This window comes from Streptomyces sp. NPDC041135 (assembly GCF_055592085.1).
In genome coordinates this window covers 217,355-231,619 of record NZ_JBVIYZ010000005.1, presented here as the reverse complement: position 1 = coordinate 231,619, position 14,265 = coordinate 217,355, and the positions used below count along the sequence as shown (strand labels likewise).

The following is a 14,265-nucleotide window of genomic DNA, read 5'->3' as shown; positions in this document are numbered from 1 at the left end:
CCGGCAGAACCGTTCAGCTCGCCGCGTAGCCGCGCAGGAACAGCGCCTCCGCCACGGCCAGCCGCTCCAGCTCCTGCGGGGAGACGCTCTCGTCCACGGCGTGGATCTGCGCCTCCGGCTCGCTCAGGCCGATGAGCAGGATCTCGGCCTTCGGGTAGAGACCGGCGAGGGTGTTGCACAGCGGGATGGAGCCGCCCTGACCGGCGTACTGCATCGCCTCGCCCGGGTAGGCGACGGCCATCGCCTCGGCCATCGCCCGGTAGGCCGGGCTGGAGGTGTCGGCACGGAAGGGCTGACCCTGGCCGATCTGCTCGGTGCGCACCCGGGCGCCCCACGGCGTGTGCGCCTCCACGTGGGCCCGGAGCAGTCCGGCCGCCTCCGCCGCGTCCACGCCCGGCGGCACCCGCAGGCTGATCAGGGCGCGGGCGCTGGACTGCACGGACGGGGTGGCGCCCACCACCGGCGGGCAGTCGATGCCCAGGACGGTCACGGCCGGGCGCGCCCAGACGCGGTCGGCCACCGAGCCGTCCCCTATCAGCCCGACCCCGTCCAGCACCTTGGCGTCGGCGCGGAACTGCTCCTCGGCGTAGTCCAGGCCGTCCCACGCGGCGTCGGCGGCGAGCCCGTCCACGGTCGTCGAGCCGTCCTCGGCGCGCAGCGAGTCCAGGACGCGGATCAGCGCGGCCAGCGCGTCCGGGGCGGCACCGCCGAACTGGCCCGAGTGCAGGTTCCCCTCGAGCGTGTCGATCTCCACCCGGACCATGGCCATGCCGCGCAGCGTGGTGGTCACCGTGGGCAGGCCGACCCGGAAGTTGCCGGTGTCGCCGATCACGATGGTGTCCGCCTCCAGCAGCTCCGGGTGCTGTTCGGCGTACCGCTCCAGACCGCCCGTGCCCTGCTCCTCCGACCCCTCGGCGATCACCTTCACGTGCACCGGGACCCCGCCGTTCGCCTTCAGGGCGCGCAGCGCGAGCAGGTGCATGATCAGGCCGCCCTTGCAGTCGGCGGCCCCGCGGCCGTACCAGCGCCCGTCGCGCTCGGTCAGCTCGAACGGCGGAGTGCTCCAGGCCGCCTCGTCCAGCGGGGGCTGCACGTCGTAGTGGGCGTACAGCAGCACCGTCCGCGCGCCCTCCGGGCCCGGCAGGAAGCCGTACACCGACTGCGTGCCGTCCGGCGTGTCCAGCAGCGCCACGTCGGCGAAGCCCTCCGCGCGCAGCGCGTCGGCGACCCAGCGCGCGGCGCCCTCGCTCTCGCTCCGGGGGAACTGGTCGAAGTCCGCCACCGACCTGAAGGCGACCAGCTCGGCCAACTCCGCCTTCGCGCGGGGCAGCAGCGAGGCGACGGTCTCGGCGACCGGATTCGACGACATGGGCACGCTCCTTGTGGGTGCGACGTTGACCAGGTGAGTGGACCGATCCTCCCACAGTGGCCTGCGCCGACGACCGCCGTAGGATGCGGGGGACAGGTGCGGCAGCGGCTTGATCGGAGCGGTAGACCATCGTGAGCGGCGACAACTCTTCGGCGGACGACGTGCAGCAGGTGTGGGACGTCGTCGTGGTGGGCGCGGGACCCGCGGGGGCCTCGGCCGCCTACGCGGCGGCGGTCGCGGGACGGCGCGTACTGCTGCTGGAGAAGGCCGAGCTGCCGCGCTACAAGACGTGCGGCGGCGGCATCATCGGCCCCTCGCGCGACTCCCTGCCACCCGGCTTCGAACTGCCCCTGCGGGACCGGGTGCACGCGGTCACCTTCTCCCACAACGGGCGCTTCAGCCGCACCCGCCGCTCCCGGCAGATGCTCTTCGGCCTGATCAACCGGCCCGAGTTCGACCAGCAGCTGGTCGAGCACGCCCAGAAGGCGGGCGCCGAGCTGCGTACGGGCGCCGCGGTCCAGCGGGTCGAGCAGCACGGGTCGGCGGTGCCGGACCGGCGTACGGTCGCCGTCGTCCTGCAAGGCGGCGAGACGGTGCTGGCCCGGGCGGTGGTCGGCGCCGACGGCAGCGCCAGCCGCATAGGGGCGCACGTCGGGGTGAAGCTGGACCAGGTCGACCTCGGCCTGGAGTCGGAGATCCCGGTGCCCGAGACGGTCGCCGAGGACTGGCGGGGCCGGGTGCTCATCGACTGGGGCCCGATGCCGGGCAGTTACGGCTGGGTGTTCCCCAAGGGCGACACGCTCACCGTCGGCGTGATCTCCGCGCGCGGCGAGGGCGCGGCGACCAAGCGGTACCTGGAGGACTTCATCGCCCGCCTCGGGCTGGCCGGCTTCGAACCGGACATCTCCTCCGGCCACCTCACCCGCTGCCGTGCCGACGACTCGCCGCTGTCCCGCGGCCGCGTCCTCGTCTGCGGTGACGCCGCCGGACTGCTGGAGCCGTGGACCCGTGAGGGCATCTCCTTCGCGCTGCGCTCGGGCCGGCTCGCGGGGGAGTGGGCGGTCCGCGTCGCGGAGGCGCACGACGCCGTGGACGCCCGCCGCCAGGCGCTGAACTACGCCTTCGCCATCAAGGCGGGGCTCGGCGTCGAGATGAGCGTCGGCAAGCGGATGCTCGCCGCCTTCGAGCGCCGTCCCGGTGTGTTCCACGCGGTGCTGACCGGCTTCCGGCCGGCCTGGCGGGCCTTCGCGGACATCACCCAGGGGTCGACGTCCCTCGGTGAACTGGTCCGCTCCCACCCGCTCGCCCAGCGCGCCCTGACCGCGCTTGACCGGGGAGCCGCCCGGAGCCGGGGGGCCGCGGGGGACCGGAGTGCCGAGGGGGGCCGAGGGGCCGCGGGGGACCGGGGTGCCGAGGGGGACCGGGGAGCCGCGCCGGACGGTGTCAGCTCGTGAGCGTGATCCGGAAGACCGGGTGGTCGCCGGCGATGCGCCGCAGGTCCGCGTCGGACGAGTCGGGACCGACGCCCTTGAAGAAGACGCCGACCTCGGCCTTCCAGCGCTTGAGGTAGGCGCGCAGCACCGGGACCTTGTCGTCGTCGGTGACCTCGACGGCCGTGAACGCCTCCGCGTCGCGGCCGAGCCGCAGCTCGCCGCCGCCGGCCGCCCGCATGTTGTGGGTCCACTGGACGTGCCCGCGCGGCGCGACCAGGTAGTGCCGGCCGTCCACGGTCAGCAGGTTGACCGGGGTGGTGCGCCACTCGCCGCTCTTGCGGCCGCGCACCGCCAGGACGCGGGAGCCCCAGACGCTGATGCCGCGGCGGGTCATCCAGGCCACGGCCCGGTTGAAGACGTTGACGGTGAACCAGCCGGGCTTCTGGACGTGGGTGGATGCGGATGCGGATGCGGACATGGCGGGGCCTCCTGGGGGCGCGGACGGTGTCTTGGCGGGGGTGTCTTGGCGGCGGCGACTTGCGACGGCTTGCGTGAGCGGTGCTCTCGCTTCGCTTGTGATGAGTATGGGCGCGATCGGTGCTCCAAAGCAAGAGCAGTGCTCTTCTTTTAGTTCGCCGCTCTCTTCCGGGACTGGCCGTCCCCTTTTGGAGCGCCGCTCTCGTTTGTGTGCAGTGCTCCGATTCGATGGCACACTGGGGGCATGAGCAAGAGCACCCCCCCAGGCAGGAGCACCCCCCAAGGAGCCCGCGCCCGAGCCCGCGCCGAGGTGACCGCGGCCATCAAGGACGAGGCGCGCAGACAGCTCGCCGCGGAAGGCGCCGCCAAGCTGTCCCTGCGGGCCGTGGCCCGCGAACTCGGCATGGTGTCCTCCGCGCTCTACCGCTACTTCCCCAGCCGGGACGACCTGCTGACCGCCCTGATCATCGACGCCTACGACTCCCTGGGCGAGGCCGCGGAGGCCGCAGAGGCCGCCGAGGCGGCGAAACCCGGCGACGCCGCGCCCGCCCGGCGCTGGGTCGCCGTCTGTCTGGCGGTGCGTGCGTGGGCGCTGGCGCATCCGCACGAGTACGCGCTGATCTACGGCTCGCCCGTGCCCGGCTACTCGGCGCCGCAGAGCACCGTTCCGCCGGCCGCCCGGGTGGGCGTCCTGCTCATCGGCATCGTGCGGGACGCCTACCGGCAGCGCGGGGTGGCCCGTACGCCGGTCCCCGCCGACCTCGCGGAGGAGGCGCGCCGCATGGCCGCCGACCTCGCGCCCGACCTGCCGGCCGAGGCGGCCGTGGCGCTGGTCGCCGCCTGGGCCCAGCTGTTCGGGCTGATCGGGTTCGAGCTGTTCGGCCAGTTCAACCGGGTCGTGGAGGACCGTGAGCCCTTCTTCCGGCACGCGGCCGCGCAGCTCGCCCAGGGCGTGGGTCTGGTCTTCCCCTGACGCGGCGGGCAGGGAAGAGGGCGTTCGCGGGCGTACTCCCCGGGGAGTACCGGTGATCACCCCGCCCGGCGGACGCCCCGCCGGGCCGGCGGCGTTAGCGTGGCGGGCATGGACGAGCAGCGCGGCCGGGGGCGCGACCCCGTGCGGTGGTGGCGGTACGGCCCCGCGTGGGCGGACCGCCACGACGGCGCCGAGTCCGGGTCCGCGTCCACCCGGCCGCCCTGGCGCTCCACCCTCCTGATCACCGTGTTCGTGCTGATCGGCTCGGACTTCGCCGCACACGCCCAGCCGCAGCGCGAGCCGCTCGGCGTCCTCGGGCGGGTGCTGCTGGTCGCGGTCTGCGCCGCCCTGCTGTGGCGGCGCCGGCACCCGGCGGCCGCCGTCTGCGGCGCGGCGGCGCTGACCCTGGTGTACCTGGGGGCGGGCTACGCCTACGGGCCGGTCTTCCTGGCCGTCGCCGTCGCCTGCGTCGGCGCCGTCGCCGCCGGACACCGGCGGGCCGCCTGGACGGCCGTCGGGCTGCTGTGGGCGGGGCACGTCCTGGTCTCGCTCCGGGTGTTCCCCTGGCTTCCGCGGACGGCTGACCGGGGCGCGCGGATCGGCCAGGAGATCGTGGTCGCCACCTGGGTGCTTGCCGTGCTCGCGGTGTCCGAACTGGTCCGGGTGCGGCGGGAGCAATGGGCGCGGGAGCGGGCCGACCGCGCGCAGGCGGCCCGCAGGCGGGCGGACGAGGAGCGGCTGCGGATCGCCCGCGAACTGCACGACGTCCTCGCGCACAGCATCTCGGTGATCAACGTCCAGGCGGGCGTGGGCCTCGCGCTGCTCGACAGCGACCCGGGGCAGGCGCGCGCGGCGCTCACCACCATCAAGGCCGCCAGCAAGGAAGCCCTCGGGGAGGTCCGGCAGGTGCTGGACAGCCTGCGGACCCCCGGGGACGCGCCGCGCACCCCTGCCCCCGGCCTGGACCGGCTGCCGGAACTGGTGGAGCAGGCGGCGGCCGCCGGACTGGCGGTCACCGTCGAGGGCGAGCCGCCCCGCCTCCCGCCCGGGGCCGACCTGGCGGCCTTCCGGATCGTCCAGGAGGCCCTGACCAACGTCGTACGGCACTCCGGGTCGCGGCACGCGCGCGTGCGGTTCGCGGACGGCGACGGCGCGCTGCGGCTGCTGGTCGAGGACGACGGACCGGCGACCGGCGCGGACGCGGGCGGCACCGGCAACGGGCTGGCCGGCATGCGGGAGCGGGCGGCCGCGCTGGGTGGCACCATCGAGGCGGGCCCGCGCGCCGACGGCGGGTTCCGGGTGCTCGCCCTGCTGCCGTCGCACCCGGGGGAGGACCGGTGATCCGCGTACTGCTCGCCGACGACCAGTCGCTGGTACGGGCCGGGTTCAGGGCGCTGCTCGACGCGCAGCCCGACATCGTCGTGGCCGGGGAGGCGGCGGACGGCGCCGGGGCCCTGAGAGCGGTGCGCGACCTGCGGCCCGACGTCGTGCTGATGGACATCCGTATGCCGGTCATGGACGGCCTCGCCGCCACCCGGGGGATCACCGGGGACGCGGAGCTGGGAGACGTCAAGGTCGTCATGCTCACCACCTTCGAGCTGGACGAGTACGTCTTCGAGGCCATCCGCTCGGGCGCCTCGGGGTTCCTGGTCAAGGACACCGAGCCGGCCGAACTGCTGCGCGCGGTACGGGCCGTGGTGGACGGTGACGCGCTGCTGTCACCGGGTGTCACCCGCCGGCTGATCGCGGAGTTCGCGGCCCGTTCCAAGGAGCCCGCGGCCGCCGGTGACCTGGCGCGGCTCACCGAGCGGGAGCGGGAGGTGATGGCCCTGGTCGGCATCGGACTGTCCAACGACGAGATCGCCCGCCGCCTGGTGGTCAGCCCGCTCACCGCGAAGACCCACGTCAGCCGCACCATGGTCAAGCTCGGCGCCCGGGACCGCGCCCAACTCGTCGTCCTCGCCTATGAGTCGGGGCTGGTCCGGCCGGGCTGGCTGGGCTGAGCGGTTCGCGGCGAGGCGCCCACCGCACGCGGCCGTGCGCGTCCGGCGGGCGGCCGGAGCCCCCGCCGGACGCGGACACGGAGCAGTTCCTCCGGACTAGTCGGGTACTCCTACGGGTTCCGCGTCCGTCACCGCGGCCGTGGACCTCGCCACGACGACCGACGGCCGTGCGGGGCGGCCGCGCAGTCCGGTGAGGGTGAGGAGCAGTCCGGCCGCGGCCACGCAGGCGACGACCACGAAGCCGGGCCGGTAGCTGTCGAGGACGGCCTGCGGGGTCGGGTGGGCGGGGGCGCCCGCGGTGACGACCGCCGTCACGACCGCCAGGAAGATCGCGCCGCCCACCTGCACCGAGGTGTTGAGCAGCCCGGAGACCATGCCCTGCTCGTGGTCGTCGACCCCGTTGGTGGCCTGGATGTTGAGGGAGGGGAAGACGAGCGCACAGGCGGCGCCGATCAGCAGCATCGAGGGCAGGACGACGGCCGCGTACACCGGGTCGAGGTCGATGCGCAGGAACAGCGCGTAGCCGACGACCATCAGCGCGAAGCCCGCCGCGATCAGCCGCGCGGTGCCGAACCGGTCGACGAGCGCGCCGACCTTCGCGGAGGAGACCGCGACCAGCGCGCCCGCCGGCAGGAAGGCGAGGGCGGTGTGGATGGCCGACCAGCCGAGCAGGGTCTGCATGTACAGGGTGGTCAGGAACTGGAAGCCGACGTAGGACCCGAAGAACGCCACGGCGCCGAGCTGGGCGCGGATCTGGCTGCCCGAGCGCAGTACGCCGAGCCGGATCAGCGGGCTGGGGGACCGCTGTTCGACCCGGACGAAGACGGTCAGCAGCGCGGCGACGGCCAGGAAGGACAGGAGGGTGCGCGCCGAGGTCCAGCCCGCCCCGGGCGCCTGGACGACGGTGAACACCAGCAGCAGCATGGAACCGGTGCCGAGGACGGCGCCCGGGACGTCGTAGCCGGCGTGGGTCTCCTCGCGGGCGCTGCGGGGCAGCAGCTTGAGGCCGGCCAGTAGCGCGATCAGCGCGATGGGAGCGGGCAGCAGCATGGTGAGGCGCCAGCTGGCCTCGGTGAGCAGGCCGGACAGCACCAGGCCCATGGAGAAGCCGGTGGCCGCGCAGGTGGTGTAGATGGAGAGCGCCCGGTTGCGCAGCGGGCCCTCCGGGAAGGTCGTGGTGATGATCGACAGCCCGGCCGGCGCGGTGAACGCCGCGCTCAGGCCCTTGATGAAGCGGCTGGCGATGAGCAGCGGGCCGGAGTCGACGAGCCCGCCGAGCAGTGAGGCGAGCGCGAAGACGCCCAGCGCCACCAGGAACACCTGGCGCCGGCCGAGCAGGTCGGCGGTGCGGCCGCCGAGGAGGAGCAGCCCGCCGTATCCCAGGATGTAACCGCTGACGATCCATTGCAGGGTCGACGTGGACAGGTGGAGGTCGGACCCGATCGACGGCAGGGCGACACCGACCATCGACACGTCGAGCGCGTCCAGGAACATCGCGGCGCACAGCACCAGCAGGGTGCCCCACAGCCGGGGCGTCCAGCGGACCGTCGAGGGCGGTGCCGCGGGGTGGGTGAGCGGAGAGGTCATGCCGCAGACAGTACATGCGCATGCATGAGATGCAAATGCATTTAATTACGATGCAACAATCATCCTTCTCTGCTACGGTGCCAGCCATGGCGGCGAAGAAGGCCGAGCAGGCGCTCGCGGAACGGTGGCGGGACATCCTGGCGCTGCACGCCCGCACCCAGTGCGAGCTGGACCGCGCCCTGAACGGACACGGCCTGTGCGCCAGTGACTTCGAGGTGCTGGACCTGCTGGCCGAGGCGTCGGCGGCGGACTGCGAGTGCGCCTACCGGGTGCAGGAGATCGCGGAACGGGTCCACCTCAGCCAGAGCGCCCTGTCCCGGCTCATCGCCCGGCTGGAGAAGGACGGTCTCGTGGAGCGGGCCATGTGCCCGGAGGACCGGCGGGGCGTACGCGTGGCGCTCACGGCGCGCGGGCGCGCGCTGCACGGCGAGATGCTGCCCGTGCAGCGCGCGGTGCTGGCCCGGATGCTGGCGGACTGACCACCGGCCGGCGGGGCCCGGGCCCGAGCCGGGGCCGGGTCAGCCGATCGCGGAGTTCTCCCGCCACAGGGTGGCCAGCGACCGGTCACCGGACACGTGCGGCACCGGCACCCGGTTCCACAGGGCGAGGTACAACTGGTCGGCTGGTCCGGACAGTTCGGCGTCCGCGTCCCCTGCGGCCTCCCCGGCGGACTCCCGCGTCGTCACCGGCGGCCCGGCCGACAGCCTTACGGTCCACACCGCGTCCGTCTCCTTGCCGACGGCCCGCACGCGCAGGACCCGGGGCTCCTCCGTGCGCACCCTGCTGCGGGGGCGGGCGTGGAAGCCGCGCAGCAGCTCGTCGATGCCGTCCACCGCGAGAGCGGCGGCCACCGCGGACACCGCGCCGCCGCGCGCCGACTCGGCGTCGTAGCGGTGGACGGTGGTCTCGTGGGCCTGCCGGCGGGTCCAGAACGCCAACGGCGAGGGGTTGGGCGCCGGGTGGAACGTCCAGCACTCCAGGTCGGCCGGCGCGGCGGCCAGGGTGTCGACGAGCGTGCGGTGGCTGTCCCGGTACCAGGCCACCAGCTCGGGCCCGTCCAGGTCGGGCGCGTCGCCGATGGGGCGCGGGGCGGTGGCCCCCTCGGCGACGAACGCGGTGGCCCAGCGGTGCACCGCGCCCGTGTGCCGCAGCAGGTCCCGCACCTGCCACCCGGGGCAGGTCGGCACCTCGGCGCCGGTCCCCGCGGCCTCGGCGGCGGCCGCCAGCCCGCGGCCCTCGACGTCGAGGGTCCGCAGGAACTCCGCGGTCTCCAGCGTCTCCTTGCTCTCCTTGGTCTCCTTGATCTCCATGGGAGTGAGTGTGCCGGACGGAGTCCGCGTCCGCGCCATGGTCCGCCCCCGGCGCCAGGAGCCGTCACGGGCACCGGTGTTGTCCCGGCGCCGTGCCCCTCGCGCCCCCTGGCTCAGTCGTTCACCGCCCGCCGGGTGGTCACGCCGATGACCGTGGCGACGGCCGCCAGCGCGGCGACGCTGGTGAGCGCGGTGGGCAGGGAGAACCAGTCGGTCATGAAGCCGATCGCGGGCGGCCCGAGGAGCATGCCGCCGTAGCCGAGGGTGGAGGCGACGGCGACGCCGGACGGACCGGCCAGCGAGCCCGCGCGTTCCACCGCGACCGGGAAGAGGTTGGCGAGGCCGAGTCCCGTGACGGCGAAGCCGATCAGCGCCGCCCAGACCGACGGGGCGAGCGAGCCGAGCAGCATGCCGGCGGCGGCCGTACCGCCTCCGGCGATCACCGTCCGGGTGCGGCCGAGGCGTTGCAGCAGTGTCGTGCCGGTCAGTCGCCCCACCGTCATGGCGAGGGCGAAACACGAGTAACCGGCGGCCGCGACACCCGAGGAGGCGGAGAGGTCCTGCTGGAGGTGCAGGGCGCCCCAGTCCGCCATGGCCCCTTCGCCGTAGGCCGTGCACAGGGCGATCAGGCCGAAGACCACGACCAGGCCGCGCGTGCGGGTGCGGGGGCTGGTGCCGGCGTGGCTGTGGGCGGGGGCGGCGGCGGAGGCGTCCGCGCCGTGCGGGCCGGTCGCGCTGGGCAGTTGCCGGTCCGGCGGGGTCGGCGGGGTCGGCCGGGCCGGTGGCTCGTGGCGCAGCAGGGCGGGGCCGGCGACGGCGGTGACCAGCAGGCCGACCAGGGCCAGGCCCAGCAGGTGGCGGGTCGGCGAGAGGGAGCCGGCGACCAGTCCGCCGAGTCCGGCGCCGAGCATTCCGCCCAGGCTGAAGGCCGCGTGGAACCCCGGCATGACGGGCCGGCCGAGCGCGGTGATCAGATCGACGGCGGCGCTGTTGAAGGCCACGTTGATCCCGCCGAAGGCCGCGCCGAACAGCAGCAGCGCGGCACCGAGCGCCGGTGCCGAGTGGGTGAGCGGCGGCAGCGCCACGCTGAGCGAGAGCAGCACCGCGCACATCACGGTCACCGGATGACTGCCGTAACGGCGGCACAGGCGGCCGGTGAGGGTCATCGTGACGACGGCACCGGCGGAGACGCCGAGGAGGGCGAGGCCGAGCGCGCTGGCGGAGGCGTGGGTCTGGTGCTTGATCGCGGGGATGCGCACGACCCAGCCCGCGAAGACGAAGCCGTCCAGGGCGAAAAACGCGGTGATCGCGACGCGGAGCCGGGTGAGGTCGGCAGCGGTTCCCGGCACCACGCTGTGCGTACGGGATTTGTTTATTAGCGGCACAAAAGGAGCTTAGGGTGGAGGTGCGGCCGGGGCAAGGGTCACCGGCCCGCATCGGGCTCACGGGCCGGGACCGCACCGGGGCTCACGGGCCCGCACCGGGCTTCCACGGGCCCGTGCCACGGCGCCACCGCCCGCGCCGCGGTTCCACGGACGTGGCGCGGGATGCGAGGCCTGGCCCGGATCTGCCGTCCGCTAGAGCACGGTTACCGGAGATGTACGGGTGAATGAGTGAGCCCGATCGGGCGACAGGTGAGCGCTCTGAGTGACATGGCACCGCGATTTCCGGAAACTGGTCGGTTAATGCGTGCGCACCGGCTGGTTGCCGGGGGGTGAGCCCGTCATGATGAGCCCATGAAGTTGGCCTCGCGCGCTTTCGCGCAACTGGCGACCTGGCCGGACCTGAACGGGACCGTCCCGAGTTGCGGCCTGGGACAGGCGCTCAGCTCGACCCGTGGTGAGATCGTCCACTTCCACTCGGAGCGGGACGTCGACCTGCATCTGACGGACCGTGCCATCCGCCGCTTCGCCCAGGACCTCAAGGGATCGGGCCCGGTCCGGATCGTGCCCGGTTCGCAGTGGGTGACCATACGCCTCGACGCCGCGAGCGACGTCGACCTGCTGCTGACCCTGGTGAGCGTGGCCCTCCAGGCCCAGCAGACCTGGCAGGACCCCGTCGACCGGCCCGTCGTCGGCTGCAACGACCAACGGGGCGCGGGATTCGTACGGGCGGTGCCGGGCGGTGTCTGACGGCCCGGGCCACGGCTGACCGCGCCGGACGGCCGTCAGCGGGGCCGGTGCCGCGGCGTGGACGGGCGGGTCATACGACGACGACCCGGACACCCGCCTCCTCGAAGCGGCGCACCGTGTCCCGTTCCACCGCCGTGTCCGTGACGAGCGTGCCGACCAGCTCCGCCGCGCAGATGCGGGCGAACGCCCGGCGGCCCAGCTTGCTGGAGTCGGCCGCCACCACCACGCGTTCGGCGCGCTCGCACAGCACCCGGTTGATCGCGGCCTCGGCCTCGTCGTGCGCGGCCGCGCCGTGCGTGACGTCGAGGGCGACCACGCCGAGCACCGCCACGTCCAGGGTGATCTGCCCGAGCACCCCGTCCGCGAGCGGTCCGACCAGCTCGTAGGACTGCGGACGCGCCACCCCGCCGGTCACCACGATCTTGAACTGCGGCCGTACGGCGAGTTCGTTGGCGATGTTGAGCGCGTTGGTGACGACGGTCAGCGCCGGCGAGCCGGTGGCGAGGTCGCCGCGCACGGCCAGGGCGCGGGCCACCTCCGTGGTGGTCGTACCGCCGGTCAGCCCCACCGCCTCGCCCGGTGCGACGAGGTCCGCGACCGCCTTGGCGATGCGCTGCTTCTCGGAGGCGCGGCGGGCGGTCTTGTAGCGCAGCGGCAGTTCGTACGACACCCCGTGCACCACCGCGCCGCCCCGGGTGCGCACCAGCATCTGCTGCTCGGCGAGCTGGTCGAAGTCCCGGCGGACCGTCGCCGCCGACACGCCCAGGTCGGCCGCCGCCTCCTCGACCTCCAGGCGGCCGCGCTCCACGAGCAGTTCCAGCAGCGTCTTCCAGCGGGCGTCCCGGGACATCCGCGGCCTCCGTTCCGTCGATCTCCCGCGACCCTAACGCACCCCGTTCATCTGCCCCATGCTTGATTGTGCTCGAAAGGCGGCTATATCTTGCAAGAACACTCAGCAGGCCGTCAGGAGACCATCAGCCGACCACTCAGGGGAAGGTGTGGCATGAGCCATGTCGAGGACGAGCTGAACAGCCAGCCCGAGTGCTGGACCCGGGCGGCCGAGGAGGCGGGGCGCTGGGCCGGCGCGCTGCCGGAGCCGGGGGAGCGGGTCGCGATCGTGGGGTGCGGGACCTCGTACTTCATGGCACAGGCGGCCGCCGCCCTGCGCGAGGACGCCGGGCAGGGCGAGACGGACGCGTTCGCCGCCTCCGAGTTCCCGCGCGCCCGCCGCTACGACCGGGTCGTCGCCCTCACCCGCTCCGGCACCACCACCGAGGTGCTCGACCTGCTCGGGCAGGTCGGGGCGCACACCCGGACGACCGCGATCACCGCCGATCCGCACACGCCCGTGCAGGCGGCCGCCGACGACCTCGTCGTGCTCGGCTTCGCCGACGAACGCTCCGTCGTCCAGACCCGGTTCGCCACCACCGCGCTCACCCTCCTGCGCGCCCACCTGGGCCTGCACACCGACGACGTCGTCGCGGACGCCCGCACCGCCCTGTCCGGGCCCGTGCCGCCGGACCTCGTCGCGTGCACCCAGGTCACCTTCCTCGGGCGCGGCTGGAGCGTCGGGCTCGCCCACGAGGCGGCGCTGAAGATGCGCGAGGCCGCGCTGGCCTGGGCCGAGGCCTACCCGGCGATGGAGTACCGGCACGGCCCCATCAGCGTCACCACCCGGTCCACGGCCGCCTGGACGCTCGGCCGGGCCCCCGACGGCCTCGCCGACCAGGTCCGCGCCACGGGGGGACGGTGGATCGAGAGCGACCTCGACCCGCTCGCCGAACTGGTGCGCGCCCAGCGCCTCGCCGTAGCGGTCGCCGCCGCCCGCGGCCTCGATCCGGACCGGCCGCGGCATCTGACCCGTTCCGTCGTCCTCGCCCCCTGACCCCGCGCACCTCCGCTCCGCGCGCTTTCCCGCCTCCGCGCGTTTCCCCGCCTCCGCGCGCTTTCCCGCCCCGCGCTTTCCCGCCTCCGCCCGACTCGCGCCGCCGGCAGTTCCGTTCGCCGCGCGTGTCCCGTCCCGACCGCCCAAGGAGCAGCCGTGTCCCTCGCGTCCACCGGCGAGCTGGTCAGCCGTGCCGCCGCGGCGCACCGCGCCGTCGCCGCGTTCAACGTCGTCACCCTGGAGCACGTGGAGGCGGTCGTCGCCGGTGCCGAGTCGGCCGGTTCGCCCGTCGTCCTCCAGGTCAGCGAGAACGCCGTGAAGTTCCGCCTCGGACGACTGCTCCCGCTGGCCCGTGCCGCCGTGACCGCCGCCGAACGCGCCGCCGTGCCGGTCGCGTTGCACCTCGACCACGTGCGGAGCGAGGATCTGCTGCGGCAGGCGCCCGACGCCGGGTTCAGCTCCGTGATGTACGACGCGTCCCGGCTGCCCTACGCGGACAACCTCGCCGCGACCCGCGCCGCCGCCGACTGGGCGCACGCGCGGCACCTCTGGATCGAGGCGGAGCTGGGAGAGGTGGGCGGGAAGGACGGCCGCGCGCCGCTGGACGCCCACGCGCCCGGCGCCCGCACCGACCCGGACGAGGCGCGCTCCTTCGTGGCCGGCACCGGCGTCGACGCCCTCGCCGTGGCCATCGGCAGCGTGCACGCCATGACCACCCGCACGGCGGTCCTCGACCACGGGCTCCTGCGGCGCCTGTCCGCCGCGCTGCCCCTGCCGCTCGTGCTGCACGGCTCCTCCGGCGTGCCGGACGACGGACTGGTCGCGGCCGTCGCGGGCGGCATCACCAAGGTGAACGTCGGCACCGCCCTGAACGCGGCGATGACCGGCGCCGTCCGGGAATTCCTCGCCGCCCGCCCCGAGGCCGTGGACTGCCGCACGTACCTCGCCGTGGGCCGGGAGGCGATGGCCCGGGAGGCCGCCCGGATCATCGGCGTCCTCGGCCGCGCCCCCGCCGCCCCCGCCGACCGGACGCTCAGCCCAGCGGACCCCGCCTGACGCCCGCCGAACCCGTCGAACGGATCAACTCGGCGCCTGC

At 74.4% G+C, this 14,265-nt stretch carries 14 protein-coding genes; 8 read left to right on the top strand and 6 right to left on the bottom strand.

The features are described from left to right. Positions 1–13: 13 nt before the first annotated feature. Positions 14–1,369, bottom strand: coding sequence for a M20/M25/M40 family metallo-hydrolase (locus tag ACZ6CZ_RS14590; RefSeq protein WP_469019689.1), 1,356 nt, complete (start codon positions 1,367–1,369; stop codon positions 14–16). Between the two features lie 131 nt (positions 1,370–1,500). Between ACZ6CZ_RS14590 and ACZ6CZ_RS14585 the strand changes: the two genes are divergently transcribed. Then, a complete protein-coding gene (locus tag ACZ6CZ_RS14585; protein ID WP_469019686.1) occupies positions 1,501–2,823 on the top strand; it encodes a geranylgeranyl reductase family protein in 1,323 nt (440 codons plus the stop codon). On the opposite strand, the gene ACZ6CZ_RS14580 is transcribed toward ACZ6CZ_RS14585, so the two are convergent. Continuing rightward, positions 2,813–3,280, bottom strand: a complete 468-nt coding sequence (locus tag ACZ6CZ_RS14580) for a nitroreductase family deazaflavin-dependent oxidoreductase (protein ID WP_469019684.1) — start codon at positions 3,278–3,280, stop codon at positions 2,813–2,815. The genes ACZ6CZ_RS14585 and ACZ6CZ_RS14580 overlap by 11 nt on opposite strands. A 243-nt stretch (positions 3,281–3,523) precedes the next feature. Here ACZ6CZ_RS14580 and ACZ6CZ_RS14575 point away from each other — a divergent pair, with 243 nt between their 5' ends. The 3 genes from ACZ6CZ_RS14575 to ACZ6CZ_RS14565 all read left to right on the top strand — a co-directional run bounded on the left by ACZ6CZ_RS14575 (position 3,524) and on the right by ACZ6CZ_RS14565 (position 6,255). Then, on the top strand, positions 3,524–4,252 hold the full coding sequence (locus tag ACZ6CZ_RS14575; RefSeq protein ID WP_469019682.1) for a TetR/AcrR family transcriptional regulator: 729 nt from the start codon (positions 3,524–3,526) through the stop codon (positions 4,250–4,252). Positions 4,253–4,360: 108 nt separating this feature from the next. After that, the gene (locus ACZ6CZ_RS14570) at positions 4,361–5,593 is read left to right on the top strand and encodes a sensor histidine kinase (protein WP_469019680.1); all 1,233 of its coding nucleotides are present in this window, start codon (positions 4,361–4,363) and stop codon (positions 5,591–5,593) included. Beyond that, on the top strand, positions 5,590–6,255 hold the full coding sequence (locus tag ACZ6CZ_RS14565; protein WP_469019677.1) for a response regulator: 666 nt from the start codon (positions 5,590–5,592) through the stop codon (positions 6,253–6,255). Before ACZ6CZ_RS14570 ends, ACZ6CZ_RS14565 begins: the two co-directional genes overlap by 4 nt. 96 nt (positions 6,256–6,351) lie before the next feature. Here ACZ6CZ_RS14565 and ACZ6CZ_RS14560 read toward each other — a convergent pair whose 3' ends face one another. After that, positions 6,352–7,842, bottom strand: a complete 1,491-nt coding sequence (locus ACZ6CZ_RS14560) for an MFS transporter (RefSeq protein WP_469019675.1) — start codon at positions 7,840–7,842, stop codon at positions 6,352–6,354. Between the two features lie 86 nt (positions 7,843–7,928). Here ACZ6CZ_RS14560 and ACZ6CZ_RS14555 point away from each other — a divergent pair, with 86 nt between their 5' ends. Further along, on the top strand, positions 7,929–8,321 hold the full coding sequence (locus ACZ6CZ_RS14555) for a MarR family transcriptional regulator (RefSeq protein ID WP_469019673.1): 393 nt from the start codon (positions 7,929–7,931) through the stop codon (positions 8,319–8,321). Between the two features lie 39 nt (positions 8,322–8,360). Here ACZ6CZ_RS14555 and ACZ6CZ_RS14550 read toward each other — a convergent pair whose 3' ends face one another. Continuing rightward, positions 8,361–9,116, bottom strand: coding sequence for a maleylpyruvate isomerase family mycothiol-dependent enzyme (locus tag ACZ6CZ_RS14550; protein WP_469020525.1), 756 nt, complete (start codon positions 9,114–9,116; stop codon positions 8,361–8,363). A 149-nt stretch (positions 9,117–9,265) separates the two neighbouring features. Next, complete coding sequence (locus tag ACZ6CZ_RS14545; RefSeq protein ID WP_469019670.1) at positions 9,266–10,501, bottom strand: MFS transporter; 1,236 nt, start codon at positions 10,499–10,501, stop codon at positions 9,266–9,268. A gap of 387 nt (positions 10,502–10,888) precedes the next feature. Between ACZ6CZ_RS14545 and ACZ6CZ_RS14540 the strand changes: the two genes are divergently transcribed. After that, positions 10,889–11,284, top strand: a complete 396-nt coding sequence (locus ACZ6CZ_RS14540) for a luciferase domain-containing protein (RefSeq protein WP_469019668.1) — start codon at positions 10,889–10,891, stop codon at positions 11,282–11,284. A gap of 70 nt (positions 11,285–11,354) precedes the next feature. Here the strand turns inward: ACZ6CZ_RS14540 and ACZ6CZ_RS14535 are convergent, their stop codons facing one another. Further along, positions 11,355–12,134, bottom strand: a complete 780-nt coding sequence (locus ACZ6CZ_RS14535; RefSeq protein WP_469019665.1) for a DeoR/GlpR family DNA-binding transcription regulator — start codon at positions 12,132–12,134, stop codon at positions 11,355–11,357. A 153-nt stretch (positions 12,135–12,287) separates the two neighbouring features. On the opposite strand from ACZ6CZ_RS14535, the gene ACZ6CZ_RS14530 reads away from it, so the two are divergent. Both ACZ6CZ_RS14530 and ACZ6CZ_RS14525 read left to right on the top strand, forming a co-directional pair. Then, positions 12,288–13,169 carry an SIS domain-containing protein gene (locus ACZ6CZ_RS14530; protein WP_469019662.1) on the top strand — a complete coding sequence of 294 codons (882 nt, stop codon included), beginning with the start codon at positions 12,288–12,290 and terminating at the stop codon, positions 13,167–13,169. Between the two features lie 156 nt (positions 13,170–13,325). Then, entirely contained in the window at positions 13,326–14,225 is a 900-nt protein-coding gene (locus ACZ6CZ_RS14525; RefSeq protein WP_469019660.1) for a class II fructose-bisphosphate aldolase, read from the top strand. Positions 14,226–14,265 lie beyond the last annotated feature (40 nt).

Coding starts and splice junctions, on each gene's coding strand:
- ACZ6CZ_RS14590 (WP_469019689.1), bottom strand. CDS start 1,369: ATGTCGTCGAATCCGGTCGCCGAGACCGTCGCCTCGCTGCTGCCCCGC.
- ACZ6CZ_RS14580 (WP_469019684.1), bottom strand. CDS start 3,280: ATGTCCGCATCCGCATCCGCATCCACCCACGTCCAGAAGCCCGGCTGG.
- ACZ6CZ_RS14575 (WP_469019682.1), top strand. CDS start 3,524: ATGAGCAAGAGCACCCCCCCAGGCAGGAGCACCCCCCAAGGAGCCCGC.
- ACZ6CZ_RS14570 (WP_469019680.1), top strand. CDS start 4,361: ATGGACGAGCAGCGCGGCCGGGGGCGCGACCCCGTGCGGTGGTGGCGG.
- ACZ6CZ_RS14560 (WP_469019675.1), bottom strand. CDS start 7,842: ATGACCTCTCCGCTCACCCACCCCGCGGCACCGCCCTCGACGGTCCGC.
- ACZ6CZ_RS14555 (WP_469019673.1), top strand. CDS start 7,929: ATGGCGGCGAAGAAGGCCGAGCAGGCGCTCGCGGAACGGTGGCGGGAC.
- ACZ6CZ_RS14540 (WP_469019668.1), top strand. CDS start 10,889: ATGAAGTTGGCCTCGCGCGCTTTCGCGCAACTGGCGACCTGGCCGGAC.
- ACZ6CZ_RS14535 (WP_469019665.1), bottom strand. CDS start 12,134: ATGTCCCGGGACGCCCGCTGGAAGACGCTGCTGGAACTGCTCGTGGAG.
- ACZ6CZ_RS14530 (WP_469019662.1), top strand. CDS start 12,288: ATGAGCCATGTCGAGGACGAGCTGAACAGCCAGCCCGAGTGCTGGACC.